A 15,280-nucleotide genomic window follows, 5' to 3' on the forward strand; every position below is an offset into this window, starting at 1 on the left:
CGTAATATATATATTACCAAATAAGAACCTTCTTTTCAATAAATAGTTATTTTTTTGTAATCTTTTTTATACTTTTCCTTAACCTTTATTATATTTCGGATTAATTTAAAATAGTCATACAGCAAAATATAATTTAATACTATATTTATTTGTTTAAAATAAAAAGAGTGTTGATTAAATTTCAACACTCTAAATATTTATATTAAATTAATCCAAATCTAATTCATCTAGTAAAGCACCTAAATTTGAACCAAATGAATTTTGTGGTTCTTCATTTTCTAATTTAGTATTTTCTTTACGTTCTCTCTTTGGTCTATTTTCTCTAACTTGTTTATTTTCTCTAACTGTTTCCTTAGGTTCCATTAAAGCTCTTTTACTTAATGAAATTCTTTGATTTTCTTCATCAATTTCAAGAATTTTAACTTCTAAATTATCACCAATATTTAATACATCAGATGGTTTTTCAACATGTTCATTTGAAATTTGAGAAACGTGAACTAATCCTTCAACACCTTCTTCTAGTTTTAAGAATGCACCAAAGTCTAATAAGTTTACAACTTCTCCGTTAACTACATCTCCCACTTTGTGTTTTGCTAAGAAAACATCAAATGGTTTTTCTTGTAGATGTTTCAATCCTAGAGATACTCTGTTCTTTTCTCTATTAGCTTTAAGGATTTTAACTTCAACTTCTTGACCTATTTCTAAAGCGTCTTGAGGTTTTTCAATTCTATCCCATGAAATATCAGAAATATGAATTAAACCATCTACTCCACCTAAGTCTACAAATGCACCAAAGTCAACCATACGTACAACTTTACCAGTAACTATTGAATCTGGAATCAATGTTTCCCATATTTCATCAAGTTTTTCTTCTTGTAATACACGACTAGATAATACAACTCTCTTTTTCTTTTCATCAATACTTAATATACGAGCTTCTAAATCTTGTCCCTCAAATTGTTTAAAGTTTTTAACGAAATAAGTAGTAATTTGAGATGCTGGGATAAATCCATTGATGCCCATTACTTTTACTACAAGTCCACCAGCATTAGATCCTTTTACAGAAGCTGTAACAACTTCGTTGTTTTCAAAAGCTTCTAATAATTTTTTCCAATTTTTTAATCCTTCTACTCTGCTAGTTGATAAAGAAACATTTCCTTCTCCGTCATCTAATTTGATAACATATACATCTATTTCTTCACCCACTTTAAAAGCTTCAATAGGATTAGCTGCCTCTTCATCAGACATCTCTTCTTTTTTTATAATCCCATCCGCACGATATTTGATGTCAACAAAGACTTCATCATCTTTGACATTCATTACTGTACCCTTAACTATATCTTTAGGGTAAATTTTTACCATGCTTTCTTCTACTTGTTCCATAAATTCTTCGTTACTTATATTGTCCATTAACCGACTTCCTCCTAAATCATACCAAATACGATATTATCGTACTTTATGATATTGTATATTAAATTTAATAATTTTGCAAAAAAATATTTAGATTTAATACGATTTTTTTATTTATTTATTAAAATTTATGTTTTTTAGCATTTAAAAGTTAAAGTTTATTAACATATTCAATATATCTATAGGTCTTTATAGATAGAATTATAAACATCATCTACTATGCTTTCATACTTTTCTTTTCGATTTAATTCATCATAATCACTTATTTCAATTCTATCATGATATATTACTTCTATTCTACTAAATGGAATATACCTACCTTTAATAGTTATAGGTAAAATATCTGCTTTAGATTTTGAAGCAATTAGTGCAATTCCATCATTAAATCTTTCTCTAGATCTTAATTCTTTATTTTTTATTCTTGTACCTTCTGGAAATATTCCAATTACATTATTATTCTTAAGAACTTGCAATGACTTTCTTATTGCATCAATATCATTTCCTTGTCTATCAACTGGAATTACATGAACTGCACTAAAAAATTTAGCGAGTAATTTATATTTGAAAAGCTCAACTTTACCGAGCATATGAATAATTCTGTCATATGAAACCATCAGTAATAAAGGATCCCAATTTGAAATGTGATTAGCACATATTATTAGTGGTTCTCCTTCTATTGATTCCGGTTTATTAACTTCTTTGTACCAAAAAATAGATTTCATAAAAGTTTTCATTATAGGTAATAAAATTTTATATAACATTTGATTCCTCCAAATAATTTATCATTAATTTTATAACCTCTTCTATACTTAAATTAGTAGAATCTATAAGTATAGCATCATCAGCTTTTATTAATGGAGTTATTTTTCTATTGGAATCAAACTCATCTCTTCTAATAATGTCATTTAATACTGATTCAAAGCTTAAATTGGGATTATCACTTTGTTCTAGCCTTCTACGTGCACGTTCTTCAGCTTTTGCAGTCAAGAAAAACTTCATATCTGCATTTTTTAATACATGTGATCCAATATCTCTTCCATCTAAGATAATATTGGAATTTTTAGCAATATTTCTTTGCATCTCAACAAGATTTTCTCTTATTTTTTTATATGAAGATACTAGAGAAACATTTTTTGTAACATCTTTTCCTCTAATTATTTCTGATACATCTTCTCCATCTAAATAAAATTTGCTATCTTTAATTGATATATTTATATTTTTAATATTATCATTAATTACTTTTTCATCATTAATATCTAAATTGTTTTTTAAATAATAATAGGTGTATGTTCTATACATAGCACCAGTATCTAAATAATTGAATTTAATTTTTTCAGCAAGCCTTTTTGCGATAGTGCTTTTTCCTGCACCAGATGGACCATCTATAGCTATTGATTTATACATAAAAACTCCTATAAATTTCTTAAGTAGTTCACTTCCTTATTAGATAAAACCCTGTAACTTCCGATTGGTAACTCTCCTAACTTTATATCTCCTATTGAAACACGATTTAAATCAATAACTTCATAATTTAAAACATCAAACATTCGACGAATCTGTCTATTTTTTCCTTCGTTAATTTCTATTTGTAAAATATTTTTTCCTAATATTTTAATTCTTGAAGGATTTGTAATATAGTCTCCTATATCAATTCCAGACTCAATTTTATATTTATCTGAATGTAAAAAAGATTTATCTAATTTTACTATGTATTTCTTAAAAATTTCATTTCTAGGATGAACCACATTATTATAAATGTCACCATCATTGGTAATTAAAATCAGACCCCTACTGTCTTTATCAAGCCTTCCTATTGAAAATAATTTAGTATCTATATCTATAAGGTCAAAAATAACTTTATCGTCAAAATTTTTGCTATTTGTACACGTATATCCTATTGGCTTATTTAGCATTATATAATGTTTATCTTCTATCAGCTTAATAATTTTACCTTCATATTTTACTACATCATCTTCTTGAACAATATAACCTAAAGATGTCATTACTTTATCATTTACGGAGATTTTCCCTTGTTCAATCAATGTATCAGCTTTTCTTCTTGAAGTGATTCCACATTTTGCAATATATTTATTAATTCTCATCATCTTCATCCAATATTTGAGTTAATTTATCTATTTCTTCAATTTCTGGAAGTTCTTCTAAATTTTTTAAATCAAATAATCTTAGAAACTCAATTGTAGTTCCATACTGAATCGGCTTTCCTATTGCATCAGATCTACCAACTTCTTCTATCAATCCTTTTGACCTTAAAGTGTCTATAGATGAATAAGATTTTACTCCCCTTATATTATCAATTTCTATTCTTGTAATAGGTTGATTGTATGCCACTAATGCGAGAACTTCCATAGAAGAGTTAGATATCTTCCTATTAGAATTTTTCACTAACTTTTTAAGGTATTTATCATGTTCTTTTCTAGTAGATAGTTGAAAATAGTCATTATGTTCATTAATAATAATTCCACGTCTATAATGCTCCATTTCATCTTGCATTTCTTTTATTATTTCTCTAGTAGTTCTTTTATCTTGTTCAATTATAGACATTAATACATCTATATGTATAGGTTCAGACCAAACGAATAAAATAGATTCTACTATAGATTTAATTTCTCTCCTATCCATTGTCTACTCCTTCACCTTTTTCTTTTAATTTTATAGATATTTCTAATGAATCTACATCTTGAATTATTGATAAATTATTTGTCTTTGAAAGCTCTAATATTGATAGAAATATTATTATCGCTTCAGATTTATTTTCAACCTTCTTTAACATATGTGAGATGCTAATCATTTTTTCTTCAATTAATTGTAACTTTATATCTAATGTGTATTTTTCTAATGAATACTCTTCAATATTTAATATTTTTTCTACTTTAAATTCATCTTCAGATAAAAATTGAGAAATTAATTCTTCTAGAACAAATTTTAATCTTTGTGCATCATATATAATTTCGTTATTTTCATCTTTATAAATTGACAAATCTTCTTGAAGTTTTACATGTTTTTTTAGACCTTCTTCTTCAAGACTTCTTAATTTAGGTATAATTGACTTAATTCTTTTATACTCTTGAAGTCTTTGTTTAAGCTCATCTTCACTAATAAAATCTTCTTCATCTTCATCATTTTCTAAAGTATCTTTTATCAAAGATTTAGTCTTAATATAAAGTAATTGAGTGGCTATTAGTATAAAATCAGCCACTTCATCCGTAGGAATATCTATATTTTGAATCGTTTGTAAATAGTCATTTGTGATTTCAGAAATATTTACTTCATATATATCATATTTAGATTTTCTAATTAATTCTAAGAGTAAATCAAATGGCCCATAGAATTCACCAGTAGTTACATTAACCATATAAAATCCTTATTACTAATTTCATATAAAAATTTGCTATGCTATTTAACAATGGACTCATAACTTTACTAATAATTCCTGTGGATATTAATAGAATAAGTACAATTGATCCATATCTTTCATATTTATAAATCTTATATTGCCAATTTAATGGTAAAAATGATGCTATAATTTTAGAACCATCCAGTGGTGGAATTGGTAATAAATTGAATACAGCAAATACCAGTCCATAAATAAATATATTTTCAAATAAAATATACAGTATTCCCTCTAATTTAAAAATATGTATAATAAATAAAGATACTAATGCAGTCAGTAAATTTATCAATATACCAGCGATAGATACACAGAACATTCCCCATTTATGATTTTTAAAATTATTTGAATTTATAGGAACAGGCTTTGCCCATCCAAATCTAAATATAAACAACGATAATGTACCTATTAAATCTAAATGTGCAAGAGGGTTTAATGTTAATCTTCCTCTATCTTTTGCTGTGGTGTCTCCAAATTTATAAGCAACAAATCCATGGGCAAATTCATGTGTAACTAATACAAATAAAATCGCTACAAATTGCAATATAATTGTAGTTATATCCTTAGAAGGCATTATATCCCTAACTTTCTAGCTGCATATAAAATACCAATAATCGATTTAGCATCTGTTATTTCAAAACTATCAATCATGTCCAATGCATCTTGTATGCTTACTAATTCAACTTCAACATACTCATCATCATCAAGTTCTAATTTATTTTCTTCTAATTCTGTTGCTAAAAAAATTGAAATTATTTCGTCAGTAAAACCAGGAGATGCATAAGCTTCCGTTACCAATTCTAATTTATTTGGTTTTTGACCAATTTCTTCTTGAGCTTCTCTAATAGCAGCTTCTTGAATTGATTCATTTGGCTCTACTATTCCCGCAGGAATTTCGTAAATTACCTTATTCAATGGTTTTCTAAATTGTTTTACTAAATATAATTTATTTTCATCATTAATTGCTACTATAGCAACACCTCTACCATGTATGACAATTTCTCTTTTAGCATAGGATCTATTGGGTAATTCTACAGTATCCACTTTAACTTTTATTATCTTTCCCTCATAAATTTTTTCTGATTTAATCGTTTCTTCATAATGAAAATTATCACTCATAAATCCTCCTTTAACAGTTCTTCAGCTGAAATTAAACTTTTTTCAGTTATATCAGAACCCGAAATTAATCGAGCTATCTCTTTAATAGTATTATCATAATTTAATTTTTCTATACTACTTTGTGTAAAACCATCTATTTCTTTCTTTGATAATAAATAATTTGCATTTGCTTTGCTTGCAATTTGAGCTAAATGAGATATTACTATCAATTGAACAGAATTTGATATTTTCTTTAATTTACTTCCAACAATATCAGCAGTTTTACCACTAATACCAGAATCTATCTCATCAAAAATAATAGTATCAATATCCTCTTTTTCAATAAATGCCGCCTTCATAGCAAGCATAAATCTTGAAATTTCACCTCCAGAAGATACTTCACTTAAACTTTTTAATTCTTGACCTTTATTCGTTGATATTAGGAAATCTATCTCATCAAATCCTTCCTTAGTAATTTTATCATTGATTTTTATATCTATTTTGAAATCAATATATTGCATATTCATCTCATTTAATTCATTTATTATTTTTGTTTCTAAATATTTTATGATATCTTTTCTTATTTCATTTAATTTTTTTGAAATATCAATATTTTCTCTTTTTATATCATCTATGTCTTTTTGAATTTCTTCTCTTCTGGCATGTATATTTGAAACAATCTTATATCTTTTTTTATTTTCTTCTAGAAAGCCTAAGATTTCTTCACTATTTCTGCCATATTTTAATTTCAAAACTTGAAAAGAAGAAAATAATTCTTCAATAATTTGAATTCTTTCCTCATCTATATCTAAACTATAAGAGTATCTTTCAATTTGTTCAGATAAATCTTTTATTAATTCTTTAATATTCAAAGCGTCACTAACTAAGGTATTTAAATCTTCATCTAAATTTTCTAAATCTACTAAATTATCATACAATATCTGTGACATCTCCTTAAAAGAAGGAATTCTCGAAGATTCTGATAAAAAGTTTATAATAGAATTTGTTCCACTAATCAATTCACTTTGATTAGATAATTTTTTATATTCTTTATTTAATGAATCTTCATCATAACTATCAAAGTCAAAATTTTCAATTTCATTGATTTGATATGTTAATAAATCTTTTTCTCTTTCAATCTCATCATCTGACATATTTAAATCTTGATTTTCTTTATTTAATAACTGTAGTCTTCTAAGATTATTACTTAGTTTTAACTTATATTCATCAGTTTTTTCATTAAATTTATCTATCAATGATATATAGTTGTTTTTGTTTAATACCACCAAGTTTGAATGTTGACCATGAATATCAAATAAAAGTGAAGAAATCTCACCCAAAAATTTAATATTACATGCCCTATTATTTATTTTAGTTATCGAACTATTTTCAGTAAATGTACGTGACAAAACGATATTTGAATCTATATCTATATCATTTTCTTCAAGGATTTTATTTATTGTTTGATTGGTAGAAAAAACAGCTTCAATAATTGTTTTATCCCCAAATACTCCAATATAATTCTTATTAAATCTCTCTCCTTTAAGTATAGATAGAGCCTTTAATAATAGAGATTTACCTGAACCTGTTTCTCCTGATAAAATATTTAATCCTTTTTCAAAATCAATATTAATTTCTTTAATAATCGCGAAATTCTTCACATACAAATTAACTAACATTAAACAATCATATCCTTTAATTCATTTAATACTTTGTTTACATCATAATCTTTTTTAACATCAATAAAGATTGTATCATGTCCACTTAAAATAGCTGCTATACCTTCAATTTTCTTAATATTAATAGCTTGTGCAGTTACTGTAGCTGCATATGAAATAGTATTTACATATATACGATTTTCATTAATTTCAAAAGATAAAACTGCTGACTTAAAGATTTTTCTTAGTCTTTCATTAAGGGTATCTCTCATAGCATCGATTACTGTATATTTATATACACCTTCATCTGTTTGAACCTTAGTTATTCTAAGTTCTTTTATATCTCGTGAAATTGTAGCTTGTGTAGCTCTTACCCCATGTTGTAAAAGTAATTCTGTAAGTTCTTCTTGTGTTTCAACAACTTGATCTTCTATTAATGATAAAATAATTCTTTGTCTATCATACTTTTTCATAAATTTATAATCCTCTCCTCATAACTCTCGATTTCGTAAATAATTAATCAGCTTTATAAGAAATTCATTATTATTATATTTCTTTAATATTTCAATTGCTTTATCAGTGAAATCAATCATGTCATTATATGTCCTTTTTTCATCTAAAAAACTAGCATATGTTACTTTATTGATTTCCTTATCTTGGTCTAAATCAAGTATATCATCTTGTAATTGAAATGCCATACCTATATAGTATCCAAGTTTTTCCATTTCTTGTATGATTTCTGAACTTTGGTGAGTTAAATATGCTGGAACTGTTGTAGCACACATAAAAAGTCTACAAGTTTTGTTTTTATACATTTCTTTAATTTTATCCAAACTATTTAAATCACTTTGAACATCTAATATCTGTCCATTGATCATACCATCTTTTCCTGAAGCATTTGAAATATATTTAGCTGCTTTTATATAGTCAGTATCATTATTTTCCAATATAGTCTCAAATAATAATTCGTATGCGTAATTTAATAACGCATCTCCAGCTAAAATGCCTTTATCTTCACCATATTTATAATGGACTGACTCTCTTCCTCTCCTATAATTATCATCATCCATAGCAGGTAAATCATCGTGCACTAAAGAATAATTATGAATAAACTCTAGTGCTAAAGCGTAATCGTTTACCATCTTGCTTTTCCCACCCAATATTTTAAATGTTTCTAGCATTATTATTGGTCTTATTCTTTTACCTTCTTCTATAGAGTAGTTAAGTATATCATTAAAGTTATTCCGTGGAAAGTAGTTTTTTATTAATGAGTCTATTTCTTTTTTTCTTTTTACATATTCACTAAACATATTTACTGCCTTATATTAATAATTTTTTGTTTCGCATTCTCTATTTTTTCATTTAATTTTTTATAAATTTCATTACTCTCTTCATAAATTTTGATAGATTCTTCTAAATTTAATTCTTTACTTTCTAATCTATCAGCAATAGATTTATATTCGTCTAAAAGTTTTTCAAAATTTTCACTCATCGATTTTCTCCTCAACTAAAATTTTATAAATAGTATTTTTGTTTTTAATATAGTAATTTTTATTTATCTGTAATTCATCAAAACTAATGGGTCTTTTATCTATATCTAATAAATCGATATAATTTTCTTCCATTATTCTTTTCATACTATCTTGTAGTCTTTGATATGTGAAATTAACTTTTTCTTGTATAGAATTAATATTTTCATTGATAATATAATCTATATTATTTTTAAGAATAGATATATCCTTAATATATCCTTCTATAAGATACTCTGGTGTATTGGATTTAATATTTAACTTTATACTATTAATTATATTTTCAGATTCATATAGTTTACTTTTGATAAAATATTCTATATTTTTATTTATATTAATTACATTTTTTATTGAATGAACATAATTAGTAGTGATATATTCCGATGCCTTTGTAGGTGTAGAAAGATACATATCCGCAACTAAATCAGAAATACTTAAATCGATTTCATGTCCTATCGCAGAAATTACAGGGGTATTCATTTCAAACAATTTGTCAGCTATTAATTCACTATTAAAAACCGACAAATCATCCTTTGAACCTCCACCTCTTGTTAAAACAATTAAATCTAAATTTTCATTATCCAGATATTCTAAAGCCTGTACAATCTCTTGCGAAGCATATTCTCCTTGAACTAAAGTGTGAAATAAATATATTTCACAATTATATCTATTATCATTTAAAACTTTTAAAAAGTCATAATACGCAGCCGAGTTATATCCTGTAATCAATCCTATTTTATATGGGAATTTTGGTATAGCTTTTTTTCTATCTAAATCAAAATATCCTTTATCAATTAATTTCTTTTTTAATTTATTTAATTCTGCTAATTGACTTCCTTCACCAACGAGTTTAGTTTCATCAACTTTTATTTGATATCTACTATCCCTTAAAAATAAATTTATAGATCCTTTAACTACAACTTCATCTCCTTCTTCAAAAGGAAAATTTGAGTCAAAATATACACATGATATAGACTCATTCTCTTCAGTCAATGAGAAATATGTAAATTTCTTTTTACTTAAACTTGTAATTTCCCCTACTACATATAAGTCTCTTAAAAAAGGATCTGTTGTAATTTCTCTTTTTAAATATTGACCTAATTGCTTAACTGTAATGGCTTTTGTCATTTCATATCCTTAGCGACAGAAGAAAGTATTCCGTTTATCAATTTATGAGAAATTCCTATGGAAAATATTTTTATATTTTCTACAGCTTCATTTATTGATACACTAACAGGAACTGTTTTTTGAATATAAAATTCATTTATTGAAACTCTTAACACGGCACGCTCAATAGCGGGTAAATCCTGTGTTTTTCTTCCTATTAATTTTGAATCTATGATCTCATCTATTTTTTCTTTATTATTTAGTATTGATTCAATCGAATTATATGCAAACTTAGACAATTTAATATTATGCTTATCAATTACATCTTCAATCATAGAGTAATCAAATTCATTAAAATCATTTTGAAATATTAACTTTGTTATCCATTTTCTTTCATCAGCTCTATTCATTTTATACTCTTGATAAATATTCACCAGTTCTTGTATCAATTTTCAATACATTACCTATTTCAATAAATAAAGGAACATTTAAAGTATACCCTGTTTCTACAGTTGCTGGTTTACTAGCTCCTTGCGCTGTATCACCTCTAAATCCTGGTTCTGTATCAGTAACTTCAAGTTCCACAAAATTTGGTGCTTCAACAGAAAATGGTCTATCGCTATAGAATTTTATAATTGCCATTTCATTTTCTTTTACAAATTGTGAAGCTTCTTCAAATAATTCTTGTTCTATTGGTAATTGTTCATAAGTATTCATATCCATAAAATAATTTAATGAACCATCATTGTATAAATATTGCATTTCTTTTGTTTCAACAATGATTTGTTTAAATTTATCATTTGGATTAATAGTAACCTCTTTTGAAGAACCATTTAATACATTTCTAATTTTAGTACGTATAAATGCTGGTCCTTTACCCGGCTTAACATGTTGGAAATCTATCACTTCATATAAATCTCCATCATATTCAAAAGTAATTCCTTTTCTTAATTCATTTGCTCCTATCATTAAATCCTCCATAAAAATATTATGAATTTATTATATCATAATCATGTATTCGGATAAATATCATAAATGTAAATAAATTTTATTTTTGATAATTTATCGCTTCATATATATGTTGAACTTCTATATCTTTGCAAATTTCAACATCTGCTATTGTTCTAGCTACTTTGACAATATTATCATATGATCTTTTAGATAATTTGTATTTATTCATAAATACGTTTAATATATTCTTTATTTCATTTGTAATTGAAATTTTTTCAGTTAAAATATTTGTATTTATATTTGCATTTCTAATTTCTCCAGATAAATATCTTTGTAATTGTTTATTATATGCATTTTCAATACTGTTTCTAATATTATTTATATTATAGCTATGTTTAGAATACCCATATTTTGGTGAATTAACATAAATTTTCATTTGAAATCTATCCATTAAAGATTCATCTATTTTTTTATTAAATCTGCTAATTTCTCCAGCCGTACATGTACATTTTTCATTCGTTCCATATTTTCCACATGGACAAGGATTCATTATACCTATAATTGTTGAGTTTACTGGATAATCATAATATTTATTTAAATTTTCATCATAAAATTGATAATTATCCATTTGTAATTTTAGTAAATCTAATACTTTTTTTGAAAAAATATTAATCTCATCAAATACTAATATTCCAAAATTCGAAAGTGAGATTTTCCCCAAAATTTTATCATTCCCAAATATTTCATTTGCAGATGAATTTAATGAAGCATAATAAATTTCAGGAATAAAACTAAATTGCTTGTTTAAATCAAATCTTCTTTTTATATCGTCTAAAATTAAAGCTTCTCTTATATTCATTATTGGTAAAATAGATTCTAAAGCTTTTATAGAAAATGATTTACCACTACCTATTGGGCCTTTAATAAGTAAGCTATGATTTCCGGAAATTGCAATAATTAATGCTCTAATCAGGGATTCTTGAGATATAATATCATTGATTGTAGTTTCATATTTTTGAATTGGATATGTATACTCTATGTTTTCTTTTTTATACTTACCATTTAAAAAATTAATTGCATCCTTTAAATTGGTAACCATAGTAATATTTAAATCAGTAAAAAGAGAAATATAATCATATTTCCCTTTAGCTATTAGTATATTTTTAATATTATTTTGTATACAAGCATTTATAAGTCTAGATGGATTATCTAATGGAACTAAAGTACCATCTATATTTAATTCTCCTAATATAACAAAATCTTCATTAAAATTTACAAGTCCATGAGCCTTTAATATAGAAATTGCAATTGGTAAATCAAAATGTGTTCCATTCTTTTTTATATTTGCAGGACTAATATTTGTTATTACATTTCCATAGGGAAATTTCAATCCAACACTCTTAAACGCTTGTTTAATTCTAGTGTTTGATTCTCTAATCGTTCTTGAAATCATTCCAGTAATAGTAAATTTTACCATACCTTTAGTAATTTTTGTATCTATCTCAACAATTGAATCCTTCTTATCTTCTAAGTTAACTACTTTGATTCTTCCTTCCATTCTTCCCCCTTAAATATTAAATCATAATATTTTTTAAATTCGGGGTATGGATCAATTTCGAACTTCATCAATTCACCTGATACTGGGTGATGAAATTCTAGATAGAAAGCTTGTAATAATTGTCTTTGTACATTAAATTTACTTTTTGAAGTATTATAATCTCTATCACCTAAAATAGGATGACTTATTGAGCTTAAATGTACTCTTATTTGATGTGTCCTTCCAGTGTGTAAATTTAACTCAATATATGAAAAACCTTCATTATATTCTTTAAGTTCATAAGTAGTTAAAGAATATTTTCCTGAATCTGAAAGCATCATTAATTTTCTATTTCTAGTAGATCTTGAAATATAACCTTCAATAGTTCCTTCTGTTTCAGGCATTTTGCCAAGAACTATTGCTCTATATTTTTTTATGATTTTTCTATTTTTAAACATATCTTTTAATTTAAACATAGAATTTTCATTTAAAGCTATAATCATAAGGCCGCTAGTATCTTTATCAAGTCTATGAACTATGCCTACTCTATCATGACCATATAAAGATGGAAGATTAGAATATTTACTAAGTAGAAAGTTTACTACTGTATTAGTTCTAATTTGATTAGTAGGATGAGAAATAATACCAAAAGGTTTATTTATTATAGCGATATCTTCGTCCTCATATATTACTTCTATATCTAAATTCTCAGCTTCTAATTCTTTTAACTCTAAATATTTAAGATTTATTTCAATTAAATCGTCTTCAGAAACTATAAATGATGGTTTAACAGATTTACCATTTACCAAAACAGCTTTATCTTTAATCATTTTAGATAATTTAGATCTTGAAATATCTTCATAGTATTCAGATAGATATTGATCAATTCTTATGTTTTCAGTATCATCTACTATAATTTTTTCTAAGTTCTCCAATCTATTTCCTCACTTCCAATATTTTTTAATATTTTATTTGTTTCAGAAAAAATTTTTGAATCTCTAAACCCTCTATATACTGAAAAAGGTGATGGATGACTTGTTTTAATTATATAATTACCATCTTCGATTACACTTTCTTTGCTTTGAGCATATTTTCCCCATAATAGAAATACGATATTTTTTCTCTTTGAAATGCGGTTTATGACAATATCGGTAAATTCTTCCCAGTATGTATTCGAAAAAGATCCAGGTTTAGACTTTTTTACTGTTAATACTGAGTTTAGTAAAAAGACTCCTTGATTCGCCCAAGAAGAAAGATCTCCATTCGTATTCACAATCCCAAAATCATTATTTATTTCCTTAAATATATTTCTTAATGATGGTGGTAATATTTGACCTGATTCTACTGAAAATGCAAGACCATTAGCTTGATTTTCTCCATGATAGGGATCTTGTCCAAGTATTACTACCTTAACACCATCATAATCCGTTAATTTAAAAGCTTTAAATATATCTTCAAATTTTGGAAATATACTCTCTTTTTTATATTCTTCCTTAATTGAATTAAAAAAATTATTAAATTTTTCTGAATTAATTATATCGCTTAAAACGACATCCCAATTATTGTTTAACATCTTTTCCATCAATAAATAATAAATATATAATTAAGAGTATAGCGGAACAAGTAACATATATATCGGCAAAATTAAAAACAGGAAAATTATAAAGTCCCCCAAGTGGTGAATATATAAAATCTACCACATATCCAAGGCGAATTCTATCTATTAAATTTCCAATAGCCCCTGCTATTATCATAACAAGACTAAACTTTAAAAAAATGCCAATATTATTACTTTCCTTTAACATATACCACATAATTCCAAAAACTATTATTATAGTCAATATTGTAAATAAAATAGTCGCATTTTGAAATATTCCAAAAGCAGCTCCAGAATTTTCTACATATGTAAAGTGTAGCCATTTATCAATAATTACTACTTCATTTTTTCCTTTTAAATTTATAATTGCTATATATTTGGTAACTTGGTCTATCGCTACCAATATTACAAATAAAATTGCGTACATATTATCTCCTAATAAAAAAAGGGCTTTAAGCCCTTTGAATTTTAGTATAGATTTTTTTCGGCAAATAATTTTGATGCTTTGCCATCTATTTCTACTCCTTCAGGAGCCAATACATAAATATCTTTTGTTACATTTTGTATTGTACCTTTTAATGAGTAAACTCCACCACTTACAAAGTAAAATATTTGTGTTTTCTTATCTACTTCTAAATTTTCTAGATTTAATACAACTGCTTTTCTTTGTAATATGTCATCTATAACCAGTTTACCATCTTCATATGTCATTGGTTCTCTAATTGTAACTACCATATTTTCTCCTGATTTTGTCTTATAATATCTATTTGTTTCTGTCGGTCTTTTTGAAACGTTTTGAATTGAATTGGTGTCTGCTCTTTCTGATTTTATAGTTGGTTCTATTTTTGTAGTTTCATTAGAAACTACTTCTTCAGTTTCTTCAGATTCACCAAAATCATCATCTATATATTCTTCATAATCTTCGTCATAGTAATCATCTTCAATCCCTATGAAATCTTTAATTTTATCCCAAATAGCCATACT

The 15,280-nt window shown here is 25.8% G+C and carries 19 protein-coding genes and 1 pseudogene; all 20 read right to left on the bottom strand.

The window, feature by feature from the left end; all coding sequences use genetic code 11:
• Positions 1-207: 207 nt before the first annotated feature.
• Positions 208-1,410: pseudogene (rpsA, locus tag G534_RS0100375) on the bottom strand (30S ribosomal protein S1); the annotation flags it as partial.
• 179 nt (positions 1,411-1,589) lie between these two features.
• Complete coding sequence (locus tag G534_RS0100380; RefSeq protein WP_034595780.1) at positions 1,590-2,171, bottom strand: lysophospholipid acyltransferase family protein; 582 nt, start codon at positions 2,169-2,171, stop codon at positions 1,590-1,592.
• The gene (cmk, locus tag G534_RS0100385; RefSeq protein ID WP_027347358.1) at positions 2,161-2,814 is read right to left on the bottom strand and encodes a (d)CMP kinase; all 654 of its coding nucleotides are present in this window, start codon (positions 2,812-2,814) and stop codon (positions 2,161-2,163) included. The genes G534_RS0100380 and cmk overlap by 11 nt, the downstream gene beginning before the upstream one ends.
• Positions 2,815-2,822: 8 nt before the next feature.
• Positions 2,823-3,512: a pseudouridine synthase gene (locus G534_RS0100390; RefSeq protein WP_027347359.1), complete on the bottom strand. Its 690-nt coding sequence runs from the start codon at positions 3,510-3,512 to the stop codon at positions 2,823-2,825.
• The gene (scpB, locus tag G534_RS0100395) at positions 3,502-4,050 is read right to left on the bottom strand and encodes an SMC-Scp complex subunit ScpB (protein ID WP_027347360.1); all 549 of its coding nucleotides are present in this window, start codon (positions 4,048-4,050) and stop codon (positions 3,502-3,504) included. Before scpB ends, G534_RS0100390 begins: the two co-directional genes overlap by 11 nt.
• Positions 4,043-4,783, bottom strand: coding sequence for a segregation and condensation protein A (locus tag G534_RS0100400; RefSeq protein WP_027347361.1), 741 nt, complete (start codon positions 4,781-4,783; stop codon positions 4,043-4,045). Before G534_RS0100400 ends, scpB begins: the two co-directional genes overlap by 8 nt.
• On the bottom strand, positions 4,776-5,393 hold the full coding sequence (locus tag G534_RS0100405) for a site-2 protease family protein (protein WP_027347362.1): 618 nt from the start codon (positions 5,391-5,393) through the stop codon (positions 4,776-4,778). The genes G534_RS0100400 and G534_RS0100405 overlap by 8 nt, the downstream gene beginning before the upstream one ends.
• On the bottom strand, positions 5,393-5,938 hold the full coding sequence (locus G534_RS0100410) for an NUDIX hydrolase (protein WP_027347363.1): 546 nt from the start codon (positions 5,936-5,938) through the stop codon (positions 5,393-5,395). The genes G534_RS0100405 and G534_RS0100410 overlap by 1 nt, the downstream gene beginning before the upstream one ends.
• A complete protein-coding gene (locus G534_RS0100415) occupies positions 5,935-7,578 on the bottom strand; it encodes a DNA repair protein RecN (protein WP_169513537.1) in 1,644 nt (547 codons plus the stop codon). The genes G534_RS0100410 and G534_RS0100415 overlap by 4 nt, the downstream gene beginning before the upstream one ends.
• Positions 7,579-7,595: 17 nt before the next feature.
• Complete coding sequence (locus G534_RS0100420) at positions 7,596-8,048, bottom strand: arginine repressor (protein WP_027347365.1); 453 nt, start codon at positions 8,046-8,048, stop codon at positions 7,596-7,598.
• An 18-nt stretch (positions 8,049-8,066) separates the two neighbouring features.
• The gene (locus tag G534_RS0100425; RefSeq protein WP_027347366.1) at positions 8,067-8,885 is read right to left on the bottom strand and encodes a polyprenyl synthetase family protein; all 819 of its coding nucleotides are present in this window, start codon (positions 8,883-8,885) and stop codon (positions 8,067-8,069) included.
• Positions 8,886-8,887: 2 nt separating this feature from the next.
• Positions 8,888-9,067: an exodeoxyribonuclease VII small subunit gene (gene xseB, locus G534_RS07535; RefSeq protein WP_034595786.1), complete on the bottom strand. Its 180-nt coding sequence runs from the start codon at positions 9,065-9,067 to the stop codon at positions 8,888-8,890.
• The gene (xseA, locus tag G534_RS0100435; protein WP_027347367.1) at positions 9,060-10,232 is read right to left on the bottom strand and encodes an exodeoxyribonuclease VII large subunit; all 1,173 of its coding nucleotides are present in this window, start codon (positions 10,230-10,232) and stop codon (positions 9,060-9,062) included. The genes xseB and xseA overlap by 8 nt, the downstream gene beginning before the upstream one ends.
• Positions 10,229-10,621: a transcription antitermination factor NusB gene (locus G534_RS0100440; protein WP_027347368.1), complete on the bottom strand. Its 393-nt coding sequence runs from the start codon at positions 10,619-10,621 to the stop codon at positions 10,229-10,231. The genes xseA and G534_RS0100440 overlap by 4 nt, the downstream gene beginning before the upstream one ends.
• A gap of 1 nt (position 10,622) precedes the next feature.
• Positions 10,623-11,180, bottom strand: coding sequence for an elongation factor P (efp, locus tag G534_RS0100445; protein ID WP_027347369.1), 558 nt, complete (start codon positions 11,178-11,180; stop codon positions 10,623-10,625).
• Between the two features lie 79 nt (positions 11,181-11,259).
• Positions 11,260-12,720, bottom strand: coding sequence for an ATP-binding protein (locus tag G534_RS0100450; RefSeq protein WP_027347370.1), 1,461 nt, complete (start codon positions 12,718-12,720; stop codon positions 11,260-11,262).
• Positions 12,699-13,634 (bottom strand): RluA family pseudouridine synthase, encoded by a 936-nt coding sequence (locus tag G534_RS0100455; protein WP_051177357.1) that lies wholly within the window; start codon positions 13,632-13,634, stop codon positions 12,699-12,701. The genes G534_RS0100450 and G534_RS0100455 overlap by 22 nt, the downstream gene beginning before the upstream one ends.
• The gene (locus tag G534_RS0100460) at positions 13,622-14,272 is read right to left on the bottom strand and encodes a uracil-DNA glycosylase (RefSeq protein ID WP_034595788.1); all 651 of its coding nucleotides are present in this window, start codon (positions 14,270-14,272) and stop codon (positions 13,622-13,624) included. Before G534_RS0100460 ends, G534_RS0100455 begins: the two co-directional genes overlap by 13 nt.
• Entirely contained in the window at positions 14,259-14,723 is a 465-nt protein-coding gene (gene lspA, locus G534_RS0100465) for a signal peptidase II (RefSeq protein WP_027347373.1), read from the bottom strand. The genes G534_RS0100460 and lspA overlap by 14 nt, the downstream gene beginning before the upstream one ends.
• 41 nt (positions 14,724-14,764) lie before the next feature.
• Entirely contained in the window at positions 14,765-15,277 is a 513-nt protein-coding gene (locus G534_RS0100470) for a cell division protein SepF (protein ID WP_027347374.1), read from the bottom strand.
• Positions 15,278-15,280 lie beyond the last annotated feature (3 nt).

The organism is Helcococcus sueciensis DSM 17243 (genome assembly GCF_000423145.1).
Taxonomy (GTDB): domain Bacteria; phylum Bacillota; class Clostridia; order Tissierellales; family Peptoniphilaceae; genus Helcococcus; species Helcococcus sueciensis.